Source organism: Bacillus sp. RC251 (assembly GCF_044908765.1).
GTDB lineage: Bacteria > Bacillota > Bacilli > Bacillales > Bacillaceae_G > Bacillus_A > Bacillus_A wiedmannii.
Genome location: NZ_JBIYDP010000021.1, coordinates 14,522 through 36,074, shown reverse-complemented (window position 1 = coordinate 36,074; position 21,553 = coordinate 14,522). Strand labels below are relative to the sequence as shown.

Genomic DNA, 21,553 nt, shown 5'->3' with positions numbered 1-21,553 from the left:
CACAAATTTTACTCTTTCCAAAATTGTTCTAGCAAAATAACGATCATAGTACCTACGAGTAATCCGTTACTTAAAACATATTGTAAGGAAGAAGGAACTTCGCTAAATGCACTTTCTGGAAGAAACATTATTCCCAAACTGATTAATAATGAAATTCCTAATATAGTTAATCGGCGTTGCTTTAATTCTTCACGTAAAATGGATTGAAATGAAATGCCTATTACTTGGACAAATGTAGCTAAAAGTGCAGAATTAGCAATAGGACCTGGTAGCAAGGATATAAAGTTTACAATTGAGGGGATAAAAGAAATACTTGCTAATATAAGACTTGCTATAAGAAACGACTTCACCTTTTTTTGACCTGTTAGTTGAATAAATCCTGCTGATGCAGGTAATGGTACAATTCCAATTGTAGAGAACAATGATGAGATAATATGTGATATACCTCCGACCCATACACCACGGTTCAGTGTTTGCTTTTCATTTTCTTTAGATAACGGAGCCACTTGTTTTACAGCCGAAATAGCAGCAATTGTATTTGCAACTAAAAGAAAGGTAAATAAAGTCGCAGTTAGAGTCATTCCAATATCGAATCTAGGTGTGCCCCAAGCAAATATCTCTGGTAACTTAACTAGCGTTGTATGTGAAGGCATATGAGATGATTTTCCTAATACTGCATACAAAAGCCAACCGCATGAAATTCCAAGTAACACAGCGTAACTTTTCATCCATCCTTTCCCTTTAATTGATAAGAAAGTAATAAGAGCAAAAACAAAGAGCGCAATAGTAGCTGTTGTATAGTCGGGATGAGTTGCAGATTCTTGTAATCCCATCATTCCTTTTAGTAATACACCACTAAGCTGAAGTGCTAAGATTAAAAGAAAAGTTCCTGTAACTAAAGGGGTAAATAAACGTAAGGTTCGATGAACAAGCCCTGTTATACCAAGAACGAAGAGTAATATACCTGCAATAATTAACCCGCCTTCTAAAAGTTGTAATACATCTTTTGCACTTTGTCCCTGATGCATAGCTACTTGTCCCAATATGACAAATATACTTACCCATGAACCTGCTGGCCCATCCGCTATGGGATAGCAATGCCCAAACCACGCTTGTAGAAACGAACTTACTCCCACGACTAAAAAAGTCCGCTGCATTAATGTTGAGATATCTTCTATTGGTAAATGGAATATGCCACCAATAATGATAGGTAATGCAATTGCATTTGCTAATAGAAACACAAACCATTGTAGAATACTAAAGCTCGTATCAAAGTATTTTTTATTCATATTAGTCTCCTTTGCTGAAAAAGAATCGCATAGTAAAAATCCATCCTTTCTACACAGTTAGATTAAAAAGGATGGATTTTGTAAATCTATAAAATTATTTTAATTATATAGATAGATTTTTAATTAATTACCAAGTACGGAATGGTAAGAATTTCCCGTTAAGTGTAATCACGATACGAGGATCGCCGCCTTTTGGATCTTCTTGTGTATCCACACCTAGGTTGAAGTTAATCGCACTCATTACGCCTTCGCCGGCTTTTTCTAAGATTAACTCTCTAATAGTTGGTGCATATTGTAACATCATTTCATATAAACGATATGCAATTGGGTCAGTAGGAGGCATTTCCATTACTTGGCCGCGAAGTGGAACTACTGTTAATGCTTGAACTACTTCTTCATCTAATTCTAATAGTTTACCGATTTTTTCTGCTTCTGGGCGTGTCATTGTAGCTTGTCCTAATAACGCTGTTACAACCCAAGTCTCAGAGTTTTCACTTACTTTTGCAATTTCTTCCCATGTTAAACCTTTTGCAATTTTTGCTTCTAAAATTTTTTTTGTAGCTTCTGGTCGATTCATATCTAATACTTGTCTTTTCATATCTAATAACTTCCCTTCGTGTAAGTAATATTAATTATTTTGTTTCACCATGTAATGCTTTATATCCATCTACCACTACATCTAATTTCCCTGTATGTGGATCAATAACTAAACCGTGTACAGGAACATCTTTTGGAATAAGTGGGTGATTTCTTACTAAATCAACATTAGCTTGTGTTGAATCGCGAACATCATCGAATCCGAATAACCATTTTTTAAGGTCAACACCAGCATATTCAATCGCTGATAAAATTTCTGGTGAAGCTACTCCACGATCTAATATTTTTTGAAGTGTTCCTTTTGGATTCGTTTGGCTCGCACCACATCTATGGTGTCCAATAAGGAAGATTTCATCTGCATTTAAATCGTATACTGACGCGACAACACTTTGCATAACACTATCGAAAGCAGAAGCAATTTTACCACCTGCATTTCTGATAACTTTTGCATCACCATCGTGTATATCTAAAGCTTTTGGAAGTAGCTCAATTAAACGAGCATCCATGCAAGAAACAACAACCATACGTTTTTTAGGCATTTTTGTCGCTTCACGAGGAGCGTATTCCTTATTTTCTACAAATTGTTCATTGAACGATAGAATTTCTTGTAATAACATATTTGTAACCTCCTTTAAATCTAGATGTATTTTTTTGTTGCGTCCTCTGTGTTATAAGTAAATATAACTGATAAATAATGTGATGTAAGAGGATAAACTAAGTATAGTGAATTGTATCGATAAGCAGAATAAGTTGGCGAAACACTTTCTGGCTTTCTACTTTCACGGTGAAAGGATTGGTTTATATCATTGATCAAACAGATTTTGAGATACTGAAATTATTAGGAGAAAACTCAAGAATACAATGGAAAGAACTTGGTCAAAAAATACATATGACGGGGCAGGCCGTAGGAAATCGAATTCGAAGATTAGAGGATTTAGGGATTATTGAACAATATACAATTGCAATAAATCGAATCAAATTAGGACAAGTAGTGACTGCATTTGTTACTTTGTTCGTAACAACAGCTAATCATCAAGAGTTTATGAATTTCTTTCAAGGAGAAGAAGGGATTTCTGAAGTACACCGTATAAGTGGTGAGGGGTGTTATTTATTAAAAACACATTTTGCTTCCAATGAAGAACTAGATAACTTTCTAGGACGACTATTAAAATACGGGAATTATCGTGTTAACTTATCAATAGGAAAGTTGAAATAAGGTTTCTTTTCCTTGGAGGGGATGGCAACATTATTTGCTAAACCTTATTTGTATAGAGATAATGAAGTCGTTTCATGTTTATCTTAAATAGTCAGAGCCTTACTACAATTTATGTGTAGTAAGGCTTTTTAAAGCTGTTAAAAAAATACATTGTAAGGAAGAAGGAAAGCCATTAACAATAATGTAATTTCTAATAGAGTTAATTGATTGTATTGTAAAATTTTTTGAGATGAATTGTAGGGGAAATGAAGATCTTATAGAAGGGATTCTTATAGGAAGGGGATGTCCATGTTCGATTCAACAGATTTTAAAATTATAAAGTTACTACAAGAAAACGCTAGAATGAACTGGAAGGAAATTGGAGAGAGAGTACATTTGACTGGCCAGGCTGTTGGGAAACGAATTAATAAATTAGAAGAGGCAGGTGTCATTCAAAAATATACGATAGATATCGACAGGGCTAAGTTAGAAGGGTCTATTATGACGTTTGTGACACTATTTCTGCATGCACCACATTACCATAATCAAATTCAAACCTTTTTTGAAAAAACGGACGTAATTACTGAAATGTATCGTATAAGTGGCGATGGGTGTTATATCATGATTCTTCACACATCTTCGCACCAGCAATTAGAAGAGACTCTTGCAGATGTTTTACATTATGGTGATTATCGTATAAATACTGTCATTAAGACAATCGAAAAAAAGAAAGAATAAGAGATTTATTCTTTCTTTTTTTATATGGAACTGTAATTCTTTATTTGCTCTTGTTTATAAAACAGTTTGCCGACATGATTTTTGCATAAATATCACCAAACTCTAACGAACTCATGAACGATTGATGAGCGTGTACTGCGGGGATCAGATTTCCTTGAAATTCTAAATCTTTTGTTGTACAAGCATCTTCAATTACAACACATTGAAATCCTAAATCACTTGCAGCACGTACTGTTGCATCAATACATACATGAGTCATCATGCCGCAAATGACTAGTTGATCTATTTCTTCATTCTTTAATGTTTCAAATAAATTGGTTCTTAAAAAACTGTTAGGGTGATGTTTTTGTATGACTCTTTCGTTAGCGATTGGCTGTACATCATCATGAATTTGAACACCTACTGTTTCAGGTAAGAAGAAAGTAGCTCCTTCATTGTTCGCAATATGTTGTACGTGAATAACTGTTTTATGTTTTTCACGAAATACTTTCAAGACTTCTTTCGCTTTTTGTGCGGCTTTTTCAGGTTGATGCAATTCCATATTGCCGCCTTCAAAGTAATCATTTTGTATGTCGACTAATAGTAACGCTTCGTTCATAGTTAATCCCCCCACATATATTTGTACAGTACGTTGTTTGTACTGTACCGTTATTATATAAAGTGTAGGTATGTGCAGGTAATAATATCATGAAACGATTTTGACGCATATAGTTTCATTGTGAAAAAGCTAAAAGATACAAAGTAAAGATTGGTGAAACGGCTATATTAAGCGTAAATATCAGGATGGTGAAGTGATAGTGAAAGAGGACGATCATATTTGATTTAACACTTTTGCTAGTATAATTTTGCTATAATAAATACGTACTTACACGAAGGGGAGTTTAAAGATAAAATGAAGTCCTTTAATATCGATCATCTTATAGCTAGCGTTTTACAGTGGATATTAAATATAGCGTTAATTATATTATCCATTGTCTTATCTATCTTTTTAATTAACGAGACTATCACATTTATTCAATACATATTTTCAGCGAAGAAGTATACATCATATAAATTAGTTGAGAGCATCATCGTTTATTTCTTATACTTCGAGTTCATCGCATTGATTATTAAGTATTTTAAGTCGAATTATCATTTCCCGTTACGTTATTTTATTTATATCGGAATTACGGCGTTAATTCGTTTAATTATCGTATCTCATGAGGAACCGATGGAGACGTTGTTATATGCGGGATCCATTCTTGTTTTAGTCATTGCTTTATACATATCAAATATGAGAGATTTGAGAAAAGAGTAGTAGTGCAGACATAAGTTTGCACTACTTTTTTATTTGCAATTTTCCTCCCTATTATTTTGAGGCTGTAATCAAATGAATAGTGTCAGGACATTCTAATTTATAAGTTATTTTGTTGTCTTCGATATCTTTCTGTATCTTTTGACATGTATTATTCGAATATTGTATCTCTTGATTTTCATTATGTTTCTCACTTGTTTTTGTGTAGTTGACATCATAATAGACGGAGGTAGATTCCTTTTCTTTTTTTACAGTTAAATCAATAATAATAGGTTCGTTCTTGTTATTAAATTTAGTAATTCTAACTGAATCGTCTTTATTTGAATTATAGTTTTTTACGAAAGTATCTAATTTCTTTATGTTATAAACTTTATCGTTTTTTTCAATAATATCACCACGTTTTTGGGAATCCTCAAAAGTATATGTTTCGTTTTTATTGTTTTTTTCTCATTATTAGTACAACCAATAAGAGTAAATAGGGCTAGTGAAATTACAGATAATGAATACTTTCTATATTGTATTCTCATAGATTTATCTACTTTTCTTAATTTTCAGAAAAACGTTCACAATAATATTTTAGCCTACACGGGTCTAGGGTAGGTTAAGGGTAATTTGTTTTTTTATTAACTTACAGTAAATATCTGCATTTTTTTCATTTTTTCGTTAATAAGTTGTAAATTTCGACATGAAATTTTTATATTAGTTTATCATGTTCTTGTAATAAGGGAATCTAAAAAGGAGTGATGTGATTCATGTTTAACAAATTTTGGGGGAATTCAAGAGCAAAAAAGATTTGTGGAATTGGGGCATTAGCAACTTTAATAGGTTTTTCGTCGTTAGGGTCAGTTAGTGCAGGCGTAGCTTGCACTAACTTTTTATGTCTTGACCTTCAAGTTACTTGAAAGTTTACAATGTAAATAGGGCGTTTGAAATTGAAAAAAATTGAGAAATTAAGTGAAGAAGTTTCTTTTACTTGGAGGTTATAGCAATGAGTCAGGATTTGAAGTTACGTCCTTTAGAACGAGAAGATTTAAAGTTTGTACACGAACTGAATAATAATGCACATATTATGTCGTATTGGTTTGAAGAGCCGTATGAGGCATTTGTGGAGCTGCAGGATTTATACGATAAACATATACATGATCAAAGTGAACGGCGTTTTATCCTAGAGAAAGATAATGAGATGGTTGGATTAGTTGAGTTAGTGGAAATTGATTATATTCATCGAAGAACAGAATTCCAAATTATTATTGATCCGAATTATCAAGGACATGGCTATGCAGCGGAAGCGACGCGTTTAGCGATGGATTACGCTTTTTCTGTATTAAATATGCATAAACTCTATTTAGTTGTTGATAAAGAGAATGAAAAAGCTGTACATGTTTATAAAAAAGTTGGATTTATGGTAGAAGGAGAACTTCTCGACGAATTTTTCGTTGATGGTAACTACCATAATGCGATAAGAATGTGTATGTTTCAGAAGCAATATTTTAGAACGAAATAATGGAGTGAAAAGGCTATAGATAATGATTGTCTATAGCCTTTTTGTTACGTTTAACAATAATATATTATCGCGAAACGATAAATAGTTATTGACTGAGAATGTTAGTGTGCTTATTATGATGGTAGTGATAATAGTAAAAAGGAATGCAGATAAATTAATTGTGAAATCAAAGGAGAATATATTATGAAAAAATATTTATTAGCAATTGTATTGATATCATTAGGAGCTACTTGTTTATTCATACACGGTGCAACTAGTAAAATGGATGGAACTGGTTTGCTTATAGAACCGTACTTTTTCTTAGTACCAATAAGTTATTTACTGTTTTTTAGTGGTATTGGTATTTCGTTATTTGGATTTATTACTTCAAGGTTAAAAAAACAGTAATAGATCAAAGTGTTTAAATTTTTAATCTTACAGTATAAAAAGGAGAGATTATGATGAAAAAATATTTATTAGCTTCTAGTCCAATATTTTTAGGAGTGTTATGCATCATTATGTTTAATGTAATTGGTTCGGAAGTAAAACGAGATGGAACTTTAGTGGAGCCATTTTACTTAATTCCGTTAGCATATTTATTTACTTTCACTGGAATTGTTGCAATTTTGTGTGTGTCTCTTTTCTCGGTGCTTCGAAAAAAGACAGCGTAATAAAACACTTGCCATGAAATAGAAACATACGATAGGGAAGAAAAATAAAAAGTGAGCTGAATCATGGTGAATCATTATTGTTATCCTGAAAGGCAAGTCGGATCGGCTATTACTTTGGCAGGAGCACAGGGGACAATTCATGCTGTGAATCAAGCGATTCAAATGCAGCAACAAGCATATTTTGCACAAATGATGCAAGGGCAGTATATGTCGTACTCACAGCCTCCGATGCAAATTGTACATTACGATGTGCATCCAGTGGGTTTATTTTCCATTCCATATGGCGGGACATACTTCTTATGAAAGAAAGCGACTGATAAGAGTCGCTTTCTTTTTTTATATTCCGCCTAGTTTCATTCCAAGAAATGCAAAAAGGATACCAATAATATAAGTAGCACTTAAATATAGAAATAGTATGCAAAAGTTTTTACGATTGAAGAGCTGAATGGACTCTAGTTTAAATGTTGAAAATGTCGTGAAGGCACCCATAAATCCAGTACCTAATAATAATTGCCAACCTGTAGTGACGCCATTGCCAATTATATATCCGAGTAAAAACGCCCCTGTTATATTAATGAGAAATGTAGCAATTGGAAAGGAAGTTTTATTTCTTTTTTTAAACCAATTGCTAATTGCAAATCGTGTAATAGCACCGAAAAATCCACCTGTTGCCACTAATAAAGCTTCTATCATAAGTGATCACCTTCCGTAAGATGTTTCTTAATTAAGAAATCACCTAGTGTATAGCCAAGACCAGACATAATGAGACCACCAAGTATGCTGCATGATACATATAAGAAAGCCGTACCCCATTCAGAAAGATGGATTAGTTGCACAGTTTCTACACTAAATGTTGAAAACGTCGTAAAGGAACCGATGAATCCAGTCCCAATGCCTGTGATAATTTCTGAAGGCAAGATGTTTCTCCGAGCGATATACGTAGTCAGCCACGCTAATAAGAAGCAGCCGAGTAAGTTGATGAGCAATGTAGCTAGCGGAAATGAATGATTCCATGAATTATGAATAGTAAGACCTAAATAATAGCGAGAAAGGGCTCCTAATATACCGGCTATGCCAACGATAATATAAATCAATTTCTTCACCTCTTTAAATAGCTTGCTCAAAAAAATAGACTCCTACCAGTAGTTATACTGGTAGGAGTCATTAGCTAAGCAGCAGTTATGGCGAACTCCATCGCCTATGATTATTACATATAGTGTACTAAACATCGCGTTTGATTTCCAGTGAAAAAGTTGGGATATTTTGTATTTTTTGCTGATGTAAGAGCAAGAATATTTACTTATAAACTAAATATAGTGATATAGGGTTTTCTATGTGATAAAATATTTCGTATGTCTGTCATTCAGTTTTATTTAACTGAAAATAAAGATAATTAAGTTGCATGTTTTAGAAAAGGGGCGTTTATTTGAAGAAATTATTAAAAATAGTACTTATATGTATTTTAGTAGGGGTGGGAGTTGTAGGTGGTTTTTTAGCGTATATGACACTTACAAAAGAACAGCCAGCTAATGTTATAAGTTTGAAGGTGGAAAATAATAAGGAACGTGTGTTAGCGCTTGGAAATGAATTTAAAGTTACAACATTTAATATTGGATATGCTGGATTAGATAAGGATCAAGACTTCTTTATGGATGGTGGAAAAGGTTCTGGTTCAAGTAGTAAAGAGCAAACGGAAACGAATTTAAAGAATATGCTTTCGTTTTTACAAAATGAGAATAGTGATTTTACCTTATTACAAGAGGTTGATATAAAATCACTGCGATCTTTTGATGTAAATGGACATGAATTTTTGAAAAAAGGATTACCTGATTATGCTTCGTCGTTCGGAAAGAACTATGATACAAAATGGGTCCCTGTACCAATTACAAGTCCAATGGGATATGCGGAGGCTGGACTAAGTACGTTTTCTAAATATACAGTTCAAACAGCGCAGAGGTTCCAACTTCCTGGAATGGAGCCTTGGCCAAAGCGTTTGTTTGATTTAGATCGAGCGATTGTTGAGCATAAAATACCTGTTAATAATGGGAAGTTTGTGAGACTCGTAAATTTACATTTGTCTGCGTATGATGAAGGCGGGAAAATTAGAAAACAGCAAGTAGAGTTTTTAAAAGAATATATGAACAAGCATTATGAAAATGGTGATTACGTAATAATGGGCGGAGATTGGAATCAATTACTTTCGGACGCTCAGTTAAGTGATCCGAAGTTTGTGAAAGAGCGTCCTGAGTGGTTAGTAGAGTTACCAAAGGACTTTACTGATGGTGGCTTTAAGTGGGCTGTAGACCCGTCTGTTATGACTGTGAGAGATGATGTGAAGAAGTATGTGGAAGGTGAAAACTTTGTCACAATTATTGATGGTTTTATCGTTTCACCGAATGTGGAAATTGTAAATGTACAAGGGAAAGATTTAAAGTTTGAAAATAGCGATCATAACCCAGTAAGTGCGGTATTTAAGCTGAAGTAATCGATATGTATAAGTAGAAGGTGGGGTTTCATATATGGAGTGGTTAAAGAGAACTTGTTTTTCTAACCTGGAGAAAGAATCACAGAAAAATCATTTATTGCTGTTCATTACGATTTGTAGTTTCTTTCTTGGAATAATCGCGATTGGGTATTACGGATATATTTTTACAGAGAGAGCAATAGCGTTTTGGGTTTGTGGTATTTCAGTTGTTGTATTTGGAACGCTGTTTACTTTTATAGAAAGCATGGAAGCGATGTATAAATATATCATGACATTTATGTTGCTTATTATGTCTTTCATTATGGTACAAGCTTTTAATGAAAGTCCGGCTGTATTTCAAATGGTCTACTTTACATTAGCAGTTTCACTTATTTATTTAAGTGAACGTCTCGTTATCATTCTCGGCGGAGTGGCGGTTATTATCACATTTATTCTTTGTAGTTATTGGCCGAAGCAATTTTTTGCTTATACAGCGGCATCTGAAGCTGCAAACTTCGCAAGCTTGTTAGCAATCGTAACGATCGCTATGTGGGGCGTAACGAAGATTGGCTCTAATCTGCTAGCTCGTTTAAGTGATGAGAAGCAAGAAGTAATGAGGAAAGCTCAGGAGCTAGAAGAAACGCAAAGACTGATTGAGGAAACGGTTGTGAATCTAGATAGTAATTTCAATCACTTAAGACAAAATATGAATACATCGATGGAGTCGATGAGTGAAATTAATTTTGCTTTTGAAGAGGTGGCAGTTGGCACTCAATCACAATCAGAGATGATGTCACGTTCAGTAGAAGTATTGAACGATATGGAAGGGAATATTGAACAAATCATTTCGCAAGTAAGAAATGCATCGACTCGTGTTGATGAAAGTTTAGAGATTTCAAAGGGTAGTGTACATACTTTACGAAATTTTGAAGCGAATATGAGAAGTTTAAATGATGTTGTTTCACAATCAGGAATTATATTTAGAGATTTAATGATGCAGTCGAAGCAAATCAACGAAATTGTAGATGTAATAACGAATATCTCAAGTCAGACGAGTTTGCTAGCTTTAAATGCAAATATTGAAGCGGCAAGAGCGGGCGAGCATGGAAAAGGATTTGCTATTGTAGCGAATGAAGTATTAAAGCTTGCCGAAGAATCGAATCGCTCTGCGGGGAGAATTCAAGGTATTTTGAAGGAGTTTAGTAATCAGGCAAGTAAAGTGGAAGTACAGGTAGAAAAATCAGAAAAAGTACAAGAAGAATGTAATGAAATGCTAGCAAGTGTTTTAACAAATGTAACGGATTTAGGAAAGTTTATTGATGCAATTAATGATGTAATGAGAGAGATTGTTGGTCATCAAGAAAACTTGCAGGTTAAAACGACAAATATCGTAAAGGATGTTACATATGCTTCTAATGTAATTCAGCAAACTTCTGCGGCTACGGAAGAAGTGTTAGCAAGTGTGGAAGAAGAAAAACATCGAAATGATATATCGGTGAAGACGTTGCATACTGTTAGCGAGCAAGTGAAGTTGCTAGAAAATATTTTAGAAAAGTAATATCTCTTAAAAAGGGCACACTATGTGTGCTCTTTTTTCATTTAAATGAATACTTGATAGTAATTTAATTGCTTTTCTGCGCGTTTTCTGCCAAGCTTAAGGAGATAAACTGAGACTTTAATTAGTGGGGCTATACGCTACTGATTATTAGTTGAACCCCGCAAATAGCGGAATAAAATACTTCAAAGAAAGAATTATATAGGTGACGCATATGATCGAAGTTAAGACTTCTGAACTTAGTGATGGAGAATTTAATAGAGGGGTATTTGCAACTCGTGATATTAAAAAGGGTGAGTTGATTCACTCAGCACCAGTTATCTCTTATCCGAATGAACAGCATGAACACATTGAGAAAACGTTACTTGCTGACTACGCATTTGAGTATGGGGTAAATCATACAGCATTCCTTTTAGGATACGGCATGTTATTTAATCATGCATATAATCCGAATGCAACGTATGATATTGTCTTTGAGAATCACACGTTTAACTTCTTTGCTTACAAAGATATAAAAGCGGGAGAAGAGATTCTAATCAATTATAATGGTGAAGTTGATGACGATGAGCTATTATGGTTTGATAAGGAAAAAGAAGAGAACGAAAAGTAAATTACAATAAGTAATAAAAAAGATGCTTTTACATAGGTAAAAGCATCTTTTTTATTGATGAAAATAAAGTAAAGATTACAAAAAAATACCACTTTATTTTCGTATGGTATAGTAAGATACTGAAGGATAGTGTTTTGAAAAAGTAATATATTTTACAAATTGTTGTCTTTCTGATGACATGTCAAGTTTAGTAGCCCATTTTGGTTGCTTTATTATGCAATATATATTTTAATATGAGTGGCACCTCTTATAAATTAAGAGGTTTATAGGTGTCTCGAATTGATTTTGGGTACACTGTATCCACCACTTTAGGTTCGTTCATGTATGTGGGGATATTATGGGCCCGTATAACGGGATAAAAAGAATATAGAAATAGAGGAATCGTAAAATGAATATGCAAGAGGTTTATAAATATTTAAGTACGGTATTGCCTGAAGGTCATGTGAAACAAGATGAAATGTTAAAGAATCATACGCATATTAAAGTTGGTGGAAAAGCAGATGTGTTCGTTGCGCCGACAAATTATGATGAAATTCAAGAAGTTATCAAATATGCTAACGAATATAATATTCCAGTTACGTTTTTAGGAAATGGATCGAATGTCATTATTAAAGATGGTGGAATTCGTGGGATTACAGTAAGTTTAATTCACATTACAGATGTGACTGTAACAGGAACGACGATTGTGGCACAGTGTGGTGCAGCAATTATTGATGTATCACGTATTGCATTAGATCATAATTTAACGGGTCTTGAGTTTGCTTGTGGCATTCCAGGTTCAGTTGGCGGAGCTTTATATATGAATGCTGGCGCATACGGCGGTGAAGTATCGTTTGTATTAACAGAAGCTGTCGTAATGACAGGTGATGGAGAGTTACGTACTTTAACGAAAGAAGCATTTGAATTTGGATATCGTAAGAGTGTATTTGCAAACAACCATTACATTATTCTTGAAGCGAGATTTGAGCTTCAAGAAGGTGTGCGTGAAGAAATTAAAGAAAAAATGGATGATTTAACGTTTAAACGTGAATCAAAACAACCTCTAGAATATCCTTCATGTGGTAGTGTATTTAAGCGTCCACCAAATAACTTTGCTGGTAAATTGATTCAAGAATCAGGACTACAAGGTAAGCGAATTGGCGGAGTGGAAGTTTCTTTAAAACACGCTGGATTTATGGTGAATGTTGATAACGGAACAGCACAAGATTACATCGATTTAATTCACTTTGTACAAAAGACTGTTGAAGAGAAATTTGGCGTGAAGTTAGAGCGAGAAGTAAGGATTATTGGAGAAGATCTATAATAATCTTTGAATTAAAAGCGTATAAAAGTATGAATTATTTTAAAATAACATTTGGGTATTGTTGACAATTTGTTTTCAATTCAATATAATGGCTAATAATTTAACAAATAACATACGTTGAAAGAGCCCAGTAGCAGTTTGTCACTGTTAACGAGAGAGCTAGGGGTTGCTGGAACCTAGCACAAACAAACTTGCGAATTACACTCTGGAGTATCTTAGGTAATGCTAAGCGGATTGGCAATCGATATTATTGCTAAGAGTGGTATGAGTAGCTATGCTATTTATACAAACTGGGTGGTAACACGGTGAATAATCGTCCCTATGTCATAGACATAGGGACTTTTTGTTTTAAAAAATAAAGGGGATGACAAAAGATGAATATTATTGATGAATTAGAATGGCGCGGCGCTGTGAATCAACAGACTGATGAAGAAGGTTTACGTAAGCTAGTAGAAGAGAAAAAGATTTCACTATACTGCGGAGTTGATCCGACTGGTGATAGTATGCATATTGGACATTTAATTCCGTTTATGATGATGAAGAGATTCCAGTTAGCTGGCCATCATCCAGTTATTTTAATTGGTGGGGCAACAGGAACGATTGGTGATCCGAGCGGACGTCAATCAGAACGTCAACTTCAAACGTTAGAAGTAGTTCAGCATAACGTGGATGCGTTAACAGAGCAAATGAAAAAGCTATTTGATTTTGGCGGAAATAGCGAAGTGAAGATGGTAAATAACTACGACTGGACACATGAAATAAACATTATTGAGTTTTTACGTGATTACGGAAAGAACTTTAGCATTAATAGCATGTTAGCGAAGGATATTGTAGCAAGTCGTTTAGATACAGGAATTTCTTTCACAGAATTTACGTACCAAATTTTGCAAGCGATGGACTTCCATCATTTATACACGAAAGAAGAAGTTCAACTGCAAATTGGTGGTAGTGACCAATGGGGAAATATTACGAGTGGTTTAGATTTAATTCGTAAGTTAGAAGGGCACGAAGCGAAAGTATTTGGATTAACGATTCCGTTATTACTGAAATCAGATGGTACGAAGTTCGGTAAATCAGCAGGTGGTGCAGTTTGGCTTGATCCTGAAAAAACAACACCATTTGAATTTTACCAGTTTTGGGTGAATACAGATGACCGTGATGTAGTTAAATACTTGAAATACTTTACGTTCTTAACGAAAGAGCGCATTGATGAATTGGCAACGAAGGTAGAAACAGAGCCTCATAGACGTGAAGCGCAAAAAGTATTAGCGGAAGAAATGACGAAATTCGTTCATGGAGAAGAGGCCTTCCTGCAAGCTGTGAAAATTACAGCAGCGTTATTTAGCGGGGATATTAAATCGTTAACAGCCGATGAAATTGAACAGGGCTTTAAAGAGATGCCAACATTCCAGTCTTCAAAGGAGACGAAAAATATCGTAGAATGGCTAGTCGATTTAGGAATTGAGCCATCTAGACGACAAGCACGTGAGGATATTAATAATGGAGCTATTTCGATGAATGGCGAAAAAGTAACGGATGTGGGTACAGATGTTACTGTAGAAAATTCATTTGATGGACGATTTATTATTATTCGTAAAGGGAAGAAGAACTACAGCTTAGTGAAGTTAGGAGAATAATTTGTGTGAAAGGATGGGAGTAGGAAGAATACTTCCATCTTTTCATATACACAATTTAGACATAAAATAATCAGTAAATTTAGATAATTAAAAGGGTTATAATATTCTTCTGCCGAATAAATAAGTTAGAGAAAATTACGGATAAAGTGAAACTTTAATCAGTGGGGATTTTGTTCATCCCCACTGATTATTAGTTGAACCAATCGGGCTTTTACGGGCAGTTAATCTTCCAACTTCATCCCTGCATTCACTGAATTTAAGGTGGAAGTTTTACTGCCCGTTAATGCGGGACAAAAATAGCCCGAACCATGCAGGGCATGATTCGGGCTTATATTCAGATTAGTAAGCTAAGCTGAATAGACCTTTAATGTGTGATAAGTAACGAACGTTACTTGCTTCTTTCATTAATGATGCTGGTAAGCCTTTAAGTGGAGTATTGCTTGCTCCAATTGTAGCAACAGCATCTTTGCGTCCTAGACTAGCAAGTGTTCCAGAGTTTACAGGTGCGAACTCTTCGAATGCTTTGCCTTCTAGTGCTGCGTATAAGTTGTATCCAATTAACTCACCCATTTGCCAAGCGATTTGTGCAGTTGGTGGGTATGGACGTCCGTCTGGAGCGAAGACAACAGCGCTGTCTCCAGCAACGAATACGTCTTTGTGAGAAGTAGATTGTAGGTATGCATCAACTGTTGCACGGCCACGGTTTACTTCAAGACCTGATTCACCGATTAATGGGTTACCTTGTACGCCGCCTGTCCAAACGAATGTGTTAGCAACAAGTTTTTGACCGTCTTTTAAGTCGATTTCATTGCCAGCAACGTTTGTTACAGGAAGACCTGTTAAGAATGTAACACCGCGTGCTTCTAGGCTAGTAGTTGCACGTTCGATTAAGTGGTCTGGTAATACTGGAAGGATTTTTGGACCTGCTTCAACAAGAAGAAGTTTAACTTCTTTTGGATTTACGCCGTGGCTTTTTGCAAGTTTAGGCATAATGTCAGCAAGCTCACCAACTAGCTCAACGCCAGTTAATCCGCCACCACCGATTACGATTGTAGCATCAGCTTCGTTTTTCGTTTTCGCGTATTCACGAATACGGTCTTCAACGTGTTTGTAGATTTTGTTTGCATCAGCAGCAGATTTTAATACCATGCTGTTTTCTTCTAGTCCTGGAATACCGAAGTAAGCAGTTTTACTTCCTAAAGCAACTACAAGTGCGTCGTAAGATAAAGTAGTGCCACCAGCTAGTTTAATTTCTTTGCTATCAACTGAGAATGACTCAACTGTTGCGATTTTAAGATCGATGTCTTTACCTTTGAAAAGCTTTGTAAGTGGCATTGCAATTGCTTGCTCAGCAACGTTACCAGCTGCAAGGCGGTGTAGTTCAGTGATGATTTGGTGTGTTGGGTATTGGTTAATCACTGTAACTTGCGCTTCTGATTTGCTGTAATATTTACGTACGTTTAAAGCGGCAAGAAGACCGCCATAACCAGCGCCTAAGATGACAATTTGTTTTGACATAGTATGATATCCCCCGTCTTTACTAATTGTTGTTATAAGTTAACTTATTTATTGTTACGTTCTGCACTAATTTGAAGATATGCGTTCACAAAGCGGAACATTTTTTGCGCTTGTGGGTCTTTTAATAATTTTAATAGACCGAACAGGCCGATAACTTCATTGCTTTCGTCAGCACGATCTTTCGCTTCGATTGCAGTAGCAGCCATGCCTTTCACTGTATCTTTTACAGGTTCTACAAGCTCTGTGATTGCACTAACAGTGTCGCTTTTTAATACTTCATCAGTAGCAACAGTTTGAGCGAAATCATAAGACTTAGTTAAAATGTTAACAAGCTCAGTTAATTTTGGAAGCTGTTCTACTAGTGTAGTTAATGATTCTTGTACCTCAGGTTTTAACAACTGATCAAGTACATCAAGTTGTCCTTGGCTAGCAGAAATTTGTACAGTTTCTTGTTCTGGCTTTGTTTGAGTCATAGTTTCTGGCATCTCCAATTCTCCTTTACGATAGCAATACTCTTATTTTTGATAGGTAAGATAGTAAACGTTTGCGAAACTTTATACAAAGTTTCACAAAGCACAATAAAATGCCTTTAAATTTATGCCAGCAAGTAAGCTGAAATCATAAATCCAAAACCATAATGTCCTACCTATTATTTATGAACTGTCCGATACATGGCTTGTCCGCATAATGGAAAGTTCCTTTATCGGAAAGTGTATATAATATATATCCTATATTATATACTATATACACCTATGTTAACATAAAAATGATTCCTAATTATTTGATATTAAGCGTATAACGTAGTACTGACAAGGCGTGAAAGCGCATAAATTATTTTGATAAGATAGGAAATGTACGTATATATAAATAAGAAAAGGAAAAAATGGACAAATTTATGTTCATTTTTTCCTTTTCTTATTGTTCACCTTCTGTAATTAGCATCGATGTGTTACCGCTTTTTTCAAGGTGGCATTCGCCCCAAGTACAAAGAGAATCAAGAATGGATTCTAAAGACCAACCGTAGTCTGTAAGAGAATATTCTACTTTCGGTGGTACTTGATTGTATACCTTTCTTTGAATAACTCCGTCTTCTTCTAATTCGCGTAATTGCTGTGTTAACATCTTTTGTGTAATACCAGGCATGAGACGTTTTAATTCACTCGTTCTCTTTGTACCTTTCGTTAAGTGGCAAAGAATAACGACTTTCCATTTTCCGCCGATAACCTCTAAAGTCGCTTCAACGGGAATATTATATTTCTTCATATAAAAAATCTCCTTTGATGAATATAGATTTCAGTTCTCCAACAAAAGAAGCTAAATAATTTAAATGTTACTAAAAAGTACCTATAGCACTTTAAAGTACGTACTTTTTATCATGTTGAATATGTTCCATAATAGCATACGTAAGAGGGAAATGAGTAGTACGGTACTAAAAAGTGCCTATGTTACTTTTTGGTACCTATCGTACTTCAAAGTGCGTTCTTCAAAAAAAGAGTGAAGCCATTCATAATAGCATATATCAGCAGTAAAGTTATGTTTGTAGAAGATAAAAAGGCCTTTTTATCACACTATTATGATTGGATTTCTCGCATTAAGGAGGAGTTCAAGTGAATTCATATACAGTATCTTCTTCAGCGGTACAGACGAATAGAAGAAGTATGTTTGCTTTATTAGCACTAGCAATTAGTGCGTTTGGAATTGGTACAACCGAATTTATTAGTGTCGGTTTATTACCATCTATTTCAGAGGATTTACATGTTTCTGTTACAACAGCGGGTTTAACCGTTTCTTTATATGCATTAGGAGTAGCGTTTGGTGCCCCAGTATTAACGTCGTTAACAGCTAGTATGTCGCGAAAGACGTTATTAATGTGGATTATGATTATTTTCATTATTGGTAATGGAATTGCGGCAGTGGCAACAAGTTTTACTGTGTTACTTATCGCGAGGGTTGTATCTGCGTTTGCGCATGGTGTTTTTATGTCGATAGGATCCACAATTGCGGCTGCGCTTGTACCAGAGAATAAACGTGCAAGTGCAATTGCATTTATGTTTACTGGTTTAACTGTTGCGACCATTACAGGCGTACCAATTGGAACATTTATCGGTCAACAATTTGGCTGGAGAGCATCGTTTATGGTAATTGTGGCAATTGGAATCGTTGCCTTAATCGCTAACAGTATGCTAATTCCGTCTAACTTGAAAAAAGGTACATCCGTATCATTTCGTGATCAATTCAAACTGATTACGAATGGAAGACTATTACTTGTATTTACTATTACTGCATTAGGGTACGGGGGGACATTCGTAACATTTACGTATTTATCTCCGCTATTACAAGAAGTAACAGGATTTAAATCAAGTACCGTTACAATTATTTTGTTAGTGTACGGAATTGCAATTGCGATTGGGAATATGGTTGGCGGGAAATTATCAAATCATAATCCGATTCGAGCATTATTTTACATGTTCTTTATTCAAGCAATTGTATTATTTGTTTTAACATTTACAGCGCCATTTAAAGTCGCTGGACTCATCACAATTATTTTTATGGGACTATTTGCGTTTATGAATGTTCCAGGGCTACAAGTGTATGTCGTTATCTTGGCTGAGAGATTTGTTCCAAGTGCTGTTGATGTGGCATCAGCGATTAACATTGCAGCATTTAACGCAGGAATTGCTCTTGGTGCTTACTTGGGCGGTATTGTAACGAACTCGTTAGGGTTAATTCATACGGCCTGGGTAGGCGGCATCATGGTAGCGGGGGCTGTTATTTTAACAATGTGGAGTATGACATTAGAAAAAAGAGATCAAGTGAAATAAGGGAGAGAAAATATAATGAAAAATTTACAAAGTACAACAACATTGCATAACGGTGTAGAAATGCCTTGGTTCGGTTTAGGTGTATTTAAAGTAGAAGATGGACCAGAACTTGTAGAAGCTGTGAAATCGGCGATTAAAGCAGGATACCGCAGTATCGATACAGCTGCGATTTATGGAAATGAGAAAGCTGTAGGAGAAGGAATTCGTGCTGGTATAAAAGAAGCAGGGATTACTCGAGAAGATTTATTTATTACTTCAAAAGTGTGGAATGCAGATCAAGGGTATGAAACGACACTTGCTGCATATGAAGAGAGCTTAAAAAAATTAGAACTAGACTATTTAGATTTATACCTTGTTCACTGGCCTGTAGAAGGAAAATATAAAGATACATGGAGAGCGTTAGAAACACTTTATAAAGAAGAGCGCGTACGTGCAATTGGTGTAAGTAACTTCCAAGTTCATCACTTACAAGATGTAATGAAAGATGCGGAAATCAAGCCAATGATTAACCAAGTGGAATATCACCCTCGCTTAACACAAAAAGAATTACAAGCTTTCTGTAAAGAGCAGAGTATTCAAATGGAAGCATGGTCACCACTTATGCAAGGTCAATTGTTAGATAACGAAACATTGCAAGAAATTGCTGATAAGTATGATAAAACGACAGCTCAAATCATTTTACGTTGGGATCTTCAAAATGAAGTTGTAACAATTCCGAAATCAACGAAAGAACACCGCATTATTGCAAATGCTCATATATTTAATTTTGAATTAACGAAAGAAGATATGGAGAAAATTGATGCGTTAAATGAAAATCATCGCGTTGGTCCAGATCCTGATAACTTTGATTTCTAAACTTATAGTGGAGAGAAGGGGTGCAAACAGTTTGCACTCTTTTTTGTTTTGCTTATGCATAAAAAAAGTTTCTAACTAAATAATAAACAGAAGAAAATTTGTTATTTCATAAGGGGTTGTAAACATGAATATAAAAAGATCGTTCAAGCTAATGGCCGCTTTTTTGAGTGTTTTATTTGTATTTGCGAACTTATTATTTCCACTTCAAAAAGCATTCGCGGAAGTTATGGATCATACAAAGTATGAAATGGATTGGAGTTATAGTAGGTCAAAGAAGAAACCAATTCGAACAGAGCTTATTAAAACAGCAGATGGAAAAATTGCCTTTTGCTTAAATGTAGATTTGAAATCTCCAAGCGGTCAAGATTTACCGGAAATGGGAAAAGTGGATATTAATGTATACCGTGTACTGTTAAATGGGTATCCGCAAAAGAGCCCACAAGAATTAGGTGTTTCTGATTGGAGAGATGCCCATTACGCAACGCAGCTTGCAGTATGGAATGCGTTAAAGCAAATTGATATTAACGATTTAGAGTTCCGTAATAAAAATGTAGAAAAAGTAACGAAAGACATCGTTGCAAAAGCGAGTGCTAGTGAAGAATTACAAGAAATTACGATGAGTGTCGTGCCGTCAGAAGAACAACAAGCAGTGTTGAAAAATGATTTCTTTGAAACAGGTTTATATACAGTAGAAACAAATGCGAAAAGCGGAACATATAAAGTGCAAGCAACAGGTGCACCAGAAGGCGCGAAATTTGTAAATGAAAAGGGCGAAGCAAAAACGGAATTTAATGTAGGAGAAAAGTTCCGCATCTTAATTCCGAAACAAACACCAGCTGGTGGGTTTAGCTTTAAAGTATTAGGGAATTTAACAAAGTTACAAGGGATTGCACATAAAGGGACACCGACTATTCAAAATGCAGTTGTATTACTTGAGCGTAGTGAAGAAAAAACAAGTCCGGAGTTATCGGTCAGTTGGAAAACAACAAATGGTCATGAGAATAATAAACCACATACTCCAAATGAACCACATAAACCGAATCAAAAGAGATAATGAAAAAGCATTGGCGTGTGCCAGTGCTTTTTTATATGAATTTTAAAATTATATCAGGAAAATTATATATCGAATGAGAGCGCTGTTTATACAGTTTGAAATTTATTTTGAAATAATATAAATATAGTGAAATCCAAACGTTACAATTAGTGGATTTTATTCACAAAATTGTAACATTATTCTGATTGAAAAGGCTATCAAACAAAGTAGAAAGCGTGTAGAATTCAGTTGGAAAAACTACCTATAGATGGTCATATATGAAGAAAATGTAAGATTCTATTTGTTATTTACAACTTTAGATGTATAGATGACAATACTGAAAATATATCGTTTACTATTCTCTATTTATGTAGAGAGAACTCATCACAAGCAGAGAGAAGTGAGGAGAATAAAGTACATAAAAATTTTTATAATGTAGGAAAGTAAATACATGGAGAGATATGCGGTAGTAAATGATACAGGTGCGCG

General features: G+C 34.9%; 24 protein-coding genes, 1 pseudogene, 1 riboswitch and 1 other annotated feature. Of the genes and pseudogenes, 15 read left to right on the top strand and 10 right to left on the bottom strand.

All coding sequences use genetic code 11. The features are described 5' to 3' along the window. Nucleotides 1-8: 8 nt before the first annotated feature. From ABH961_RS29180 to ABH961_RS29170, 3 genes are all read right to left on the bottom strand, one after another. Nucleotides 9-1,289 (bottom strand): purine/pyrimidine permease, encoded by a 1,281-nt coding sequence (locus ABH961_RS29180; protein WP_098078538.1) that lies wholly within the window; start codon nucleotides 1,287-1,289, stop codon nucleotides 9-11. Between the two features lie 127 nt (nucleotides 1,290-1,416). Continuing rightward, entirely contained in the window at nucleotides 1,417-1,866 is a 450-nt protein-coding gene (gene cynS / locus ABH961_RS29175) for a cyanase (RefSeq protein WP_033657709.1), read from the bottom strand. A 55-nt stretch (nucleotides 1,867-1,921) separates the two neighbouring features. Continuing rightward, the gene (locus ABH961_RS29170) at nucleotides 1,922-2,503 is read right to left on the bottom strand and encodes a beta-class carbonic anhydrase (protein WP_098047322.1); all 582 of its coding nucleotides are present in this window, start codon (nucleotides 2,501-2,503) and stop codon (nucleotides 1,922-1,924) included. Nucleotides 2,504-2,670: 167 nt separating this feature from the next. On the opposite strand from ABH961_RS29170, the gene ABH961_RS29165 reads away from it, so the two are divergent. Continuing rightward, nucleotides 2,671-3,102 carry an Lrp/AsnC family transcriptional regulator gene (locus ABH961_RS29165; RefSeq protein ID WP_002096214.1) on the top strand — a complete coding sequence of 144 codons (432 nt, stop codon included), beginning with the start codon at nucleotides 2,671-2,673 and terminating at the stop codon, nucleotides 3,100-3,102. A gap of 288 nt (nucleotides 3,103-3,390) precedes the next feature. Continuing rightward, nucleotides 3,391-3,819, top strand: coding sequence for an Lrp/AsnC family transcriptional regulator (locus tag ABH961_RS29160; protein ID WP_223270633.1), 429 nt, complete (start codon nucleotides 3,391-3,393; stop codon nucleotides 3,817-3,819). Between the two features lie 40 nt (nucleotides 3,820-3,859). Here the strand turns inward: ABH961_RS29160 and ABH961_RS29155 are convergent, their stop codons facing one another. Further along, entirely contained in the window at nucleotides 3,860-4,417 is a 558-nt protein-coding gene (locus ABH961_RS29155; RefSeq protein WP_404520597.1) for a cysteine hydrolase family protein, read from the bottom strand. Nucleotides 4,418-4,711: 294 nt separating this feature from the next. Between ABH961_RS29155 and psiE the strand changes: the two genes are divergently transcribed. Then, the gene (psiE, locus tag ABH961_RS29150; protein WP_002144945.1) at nucleotides 4,712-5,116 is read left to right on the top strand and encodes a phosphate-starvation-inducible protein PsiE; all 405 of its coding nucleotides are present in this window, start codon (nucleotides 4,712-4,714) and stop codon (nucleotides 5,114-5,116) included. Nucleotides 5,117-5,167: 51 nt separating this feature from the next. Here the strand turns inward: psiE and ABH961_RS29145 are convergent. After that, nucleotides 5,168-5,640 (bottom strand): annotated as a pseudogene (locus ABH961_RS29145) (DUF4362 domain-containing protein). Nucleotides 5,641-6,101: 461 nt separating this feature from the next. On the opposite strand from ABH961_RS29145, the gene speG reads away from it, so the two are divergent. The 4 genes from speG to ABH961_RS29125 all read left to right on the top strand — a co-directional run bounded on the left by speG (nucleotide 6,102) and on the right by ABH961_RS29125 (nucleotide 7,570). Beyond that, nucleotides 6,102-6,617, top strand: coding sequence for a spermidine N1-acetyltransferase (speG, locus tag ABH961_RS29140; RefSeq protein WP_088064778.1), 516 nt, complete (start codon nucleotides 6,102-6,104; stop codon nucleotides 6,615-6,617). A gap of 180 nt (nucleotides 6,618-6,797) precedes the next feature. Continuing rightward, nucleotides 6,798-7,004: a DUF3955 domain-containing protein gene (locus tag ABH961_RS29135; protein WP_088123718.1), complete on the top strand. Its 207-nt coding sequence runs from the start codon at nucleotides 6,798-6,800 to the stop codon at nucleotides 7,002-7,004. Nucleotides 7,005-7,054: 50 nt separating this feature from the next. After that, on the top strand, nucleotides 7,055-7,267 hold the full coding sequence (locus ABH961_RS29130; protein WP_262753398.1) for a DUF3955 domain-containing protein: 213 nt from the start codon (nucleotides 7,055-7,057) through the stop codon (nucleotides 7,265-7,267). 63 nt (nucleotides 7,268-7,330) lie between these two features. Next, a complete protein-coding gene (locus ABH961_RS29125; protein WP_404520594.1) occupies nucleotides 7,331-7,570 on the top strand; it encodes a DUF3947 family protein in 240 nt (79 codons plus the stop codon). Nucleotides 7,571-7,603: 33 nt separating this feature from the next. Here ABH961_RS29125 and crcB (ABH961_RS29120) read toward each other — a convergent pair whose 3' ends face one another. Next, on the bottom strand, nucleotides 7,604-7,960 hold the full coding sequence (crcB, locus tag ABH961_RS29120) for a fluoride efflux transporter CrcB (RefSeq protein WP_064473510.1): 357 nt from the start codon (nucleotides 7,958-7,960) through the stop codon (nucleotides 7,604-7,606). Next, the gene (crcB, locus tag ABH961_RS29115) at nucleotides 7,957-8,361 is read right to left on the bottom strand and encodes a fluoride efflux transporter CrcB (RefSeq protein WP_048542863.1); all 405 of its coding nucleotides are present in this window, start codon (nucleotides 8,359-8,361) and stop codon (nucleotides 7,957-7,959) included. Before crcB (ABH961_RS29115) ends, crcB (ABH961_RS29120) begins: the two co-directional genes overlap by 4 nt. 54 nt (nucleotides 8,362-8,415) lie before the next feature. Further along, a riboswitch (Fluoride riboswitch) is annotated at nucleotides 8,416-8,475 on the bottom strand. Between the two features lie 218 nt (nucleotides 8,476-8,693). Here crcB (ABH961_RS29115) and ABH961_RS29110 point away from each other — a divergent pair. The 5 genes from ABH961_RS29110 (at nucleotide 8,694) to tyrS (ending at nucleotide 14,836) form a co-directional block, all read left to right on the top strand. After that, the gene (locus tag ABH961_RS29110; RefSeq protein WP_098222778.1) at nucleotides 8,694-9,752 is read left to right on the top strand and encodes an endonuclease/exonuclease/phosphatase family protein; all 1,059 of its coding nucleotides are present in this window, start codon (nucleotides 8,694-8,696) and stop codon (nucleotides 9,750-9,752) included. A gap of 34 nt (nucleotides 9,753-9,786) precedes the next feature. Continuing rightward, entirely contained in the window at nucleotides 9,787-11,289 is a 1,503-nt protein-coding gene (locus tag ABH961_RS29105; protein WP_098132679.1) for a DUF4077 domain-containing protein, read from the top strand. Nucleotides 11,290-11,500: 211 nt separating this feature from the next. Next, nucleotides 11,501-11,896: an SET domain-containing protein gene (locus ABH961_RS29100; RefSeq protein WP_000573650.1), complete on the top strand. Its 396-nt coding sequence runs from the start codon at nucleotides 11,501-11,503 to the stop codon at nucleotides 11,894-11,896. Between the two features lie 388 nt (nucleotides 11,897-12,284). Continuing rightward, nucleotides 12,285-13,199 carry a UDP-N-acetylmuramate dehydrogenase gene (gene murB, locus ABH961_RS29095; protein ID WP_048542427.1) on the top strand — a complete coding sequence of 305 codons (915 nt, stop codon included), beginning with the start codon at nucleotides 12,285-12,287 and terminating at the stop codon, nucleotides 13,197-13,199. Between the two features lie 108 nt (nucleotides 13,200-13,307). Then, nucleotides 13,308-13,523, top strand: a binding site (T-box leader). Between the two features lie 50 nt (nucleotides 13,524-13,573). Next, nucleotides 13,574-14,836, top strand: a complete 1,263-nt coding sequence (tyrS, locus tag ABH961_RS29090) for a tyrosine--tRNA ligase (protein WP_048542425.1) — start codon at nucleotides 13,574-13,576, stop codon at nucleotides 14,834-14,836. A 339-nt stretch (nucleotides 14,837-15,175) separates the two neighbouring features. On the opposite strand, the gene ABH961_RS29085 is transcribed toward tyrS, so the two are convergent. From ABH961_RS29085 to ABH961_RS29075, 3 genes are all read right to left on the bottom strand, one after another. Further along, entirely contained in the window at nucleotides 15,176-16,354 is a 1,179-nt protein-coding gene (locus ABH961_RS29085) for an NAD(P)/FAD-dependent oxidoreductase (protein WP_000043194.1), read from the bottom strand. Nucleotides 16,355-16,398: 44 nt separating this feature from the next. Beyond that, the gene (locus ABH961_RS29080) at nucleotides 16,399-16,839 is read right to left on the bottom strand and encodes a DUF1641 domain-containing protein (RefSeq protein ID WP_001115312.1); all 441 of its coding nucleotides are present in this window, start codon (nucleotides 16,837-16,839) and stop codon (nucleotides 16,399-16,401) included. A 430-nt stretch (nucleotides 16,840-17,269) separates the two neighbouring features. Beyond that, the gene (locus ABH961_RS29075; RefSeq protein ID WP_000760478.1) at nucleotides 17,270-17,617 is read right to left on the bottom strand and encodes a winged helix-turn-helix transcriptional regulator; all 348 of its coding nucleotides are present in this window, start codon (nucleotides 17,615-17,617) and stop codon (nucleotides 17,270-17,272) included. Between the two features lie 395 nt (nucleotides 17,618-18,012). On the opposite strand from ABH961_RS29075, the gene ABH961_RS29070 reads away from it, so the two are divergent. The 3 genes from ABH961_RS29070 (at nucleotide 18,013) to ABH961_RS29060 (ending at nucleotide 21,085) form a co-directional block, all read left to right on the top strand. After that, nucleotides 18,013-19,176 carry an MFS transporter gene (locus ABH961_RS29070; protein ID WP_180228544.1) on the top strand — a complete coding sequence of 388 codons (1,164 nt, stop codon included), beginning with the start codon at nucleotides 18,013-18,015 and terminating at the stop codon, nucleotides 19,174-19,176. A gap of 15 nt (nucleotides 19,177-19,191) precedes the next feature. Further along, on the top strand, nucleotides 19,192-20,031 hold the full coding sequence (locus ABH961_RS29065; RefSeq protein WP_404520591.1) for an aldo/keto reductase: 840 nt from the start codon (nucleotides 19,192-19,194) through the stop codon (nucleotides 20,029-20,031). A 124-nt stretch (nucleotides 20,032-20,155) separates the two neighbouring features. After that, the gene (locus tag ABH961_RS29060; RefSeq protein ID WP_048542419.1) at nucleotides 20,156-21,085 is read left to right on the top strand and encodes a thioester domain-containing protein; all 930 of its coding nucleotides are present in this window, start codon (nucleotides 20,156-20,158) and stop codon (nucleotides 21,083-21,085) included. Nucleotides 21,086-21,553 lie beyond the last annotated feature (468 nt).

Coding starts and splice junctions, on each gene's coding strand:
- ABH961_RS29180 (WP_098078538.1), bottom strand. CDS start 1,289: ATGAATAAAAAATACTTTGATACGAGCTTTAGTATTCTACAATGGTTT.
- cynS (WP_033657709.1), bottom strand. CDS start 1,866: ATGAATCGACCAGAAGCTACAAAAAAAATTTTAGAAGCAAAAATTGCA.
- ABH961_RS29170 (WP_098047322.1), bottom strand. CDS start 2,503: ATGTTATTACAAGAAATTCTATCGTTCAATGAACAATTTGTAGAAAAT.
- ABH961_RS29160 (WP_223270633.1), top strand. CDS start 3,391: ATGTTCGATTCAACAGATTTTAAAATTATAAAGTTACTACAAGAAAAC.
- ABH961_RS29155 (WP_404520597.1), bottom strand. CDS start 4,417: ATGAACGAAGCGTTACTATTAGTCGACATACAAAATGATTACTTTGAA.
- psiE (WP_002144945.1), top strand. CDS start 4,712: ATGAAGTCCTTTAATATCGATCATCTTATAGCTAGCGTTTTACAGTGG.
- speG (WP_088064778.1), top strand. CDS start 6,102: ATGAGTCAGGATTTGAAGTTACGTCCTTTAGAACGAGAAGATTTAAAG.
- ABH961_RS29130 (WP_262753398.1), top strand. CDS start 7,055: ATGATGAAAAAATATTTATTAGCTTCTAGTCCAATATTTTTAGGAGTG.
- ABH961_RS29125 (WP_404520594.1), top strand. CDS start 7,331: ATGGTGAATCATTATTGTTATCCTGAAAGGCAAGTCGGATCGGCTATT.
- crcB (WP_064473510.1), bottom strand. CDS start 7,960: ATGATAGAAGCTTTATTAGTGGCAACAGGTGGATTTTTCGGTGCTATT.
- ABH961_RS29105 (WP_098132679.1), top strand. CDS start 9,787: ATGGAGTGGTTAAAGAGAACTTGTTTTTCTAACCTGGAGAAAGAATCA.
- ABH961_RS29100 (WP_000573650.1), top strand. CDS start 11,501: ATGATCGAAGTTAAGACTTCTGAACTTAGTGATGGAGAATTTAATAGA.
- murB (WP_048542427.1), top strand. CDS start 12,285: ATGAATATGCAAGAGGTTTATAAATATTTAAGTACGGTATTGCCTGAA.
- tyrS (WP_048542425.1), top strand. CDS start 13,574: ATGAATATTATTGATGAATTAGAATGGCGCGGCGCTGTGAATCAACAG.
- ABH961_RS29085 (WP_000043194.1), bottom strand. CDS start 16,354: ATGTCAAAACAAATTGTCATCTTAGGCGCTGGTTATGGCGGTCTTCTT.
- ABH961_RS29080 (WP_001115312.1), bottom strand. CDS start 16,839: ATGCCAGAAACTATGACTCAAACAAAGCCAGAACAAGAAACTGTACAA.
- ABH961_RS29075 (WP_000760478.1), bottom strand. CDS start 17,617: ATGAAGAAATATAATATTCCCGTTGAAGCGACTTTAGAGGTTATCGGC.
- ABH961_RS29070 (WP_180228544.1), top strand. CDS start 18,013: ATGTTTGCTTTATTAGCACTAGCAATTAGTGCGTTTGGAATTGGTACA.
- ABH961_RS29065 (WP_404520591.1), top strand. CDS start 19,192: ATGAAAAATTTACAAAGTACAACAACATTGCATAACGGTGTAGAAATG.
- ABH961_RS29060 (WP_048542419.1), top strand. CDS start 20,156: ATGAATATAAAAAGATCGTTCAAGCTAATGGCCGCTTTTTTGAGTGTT.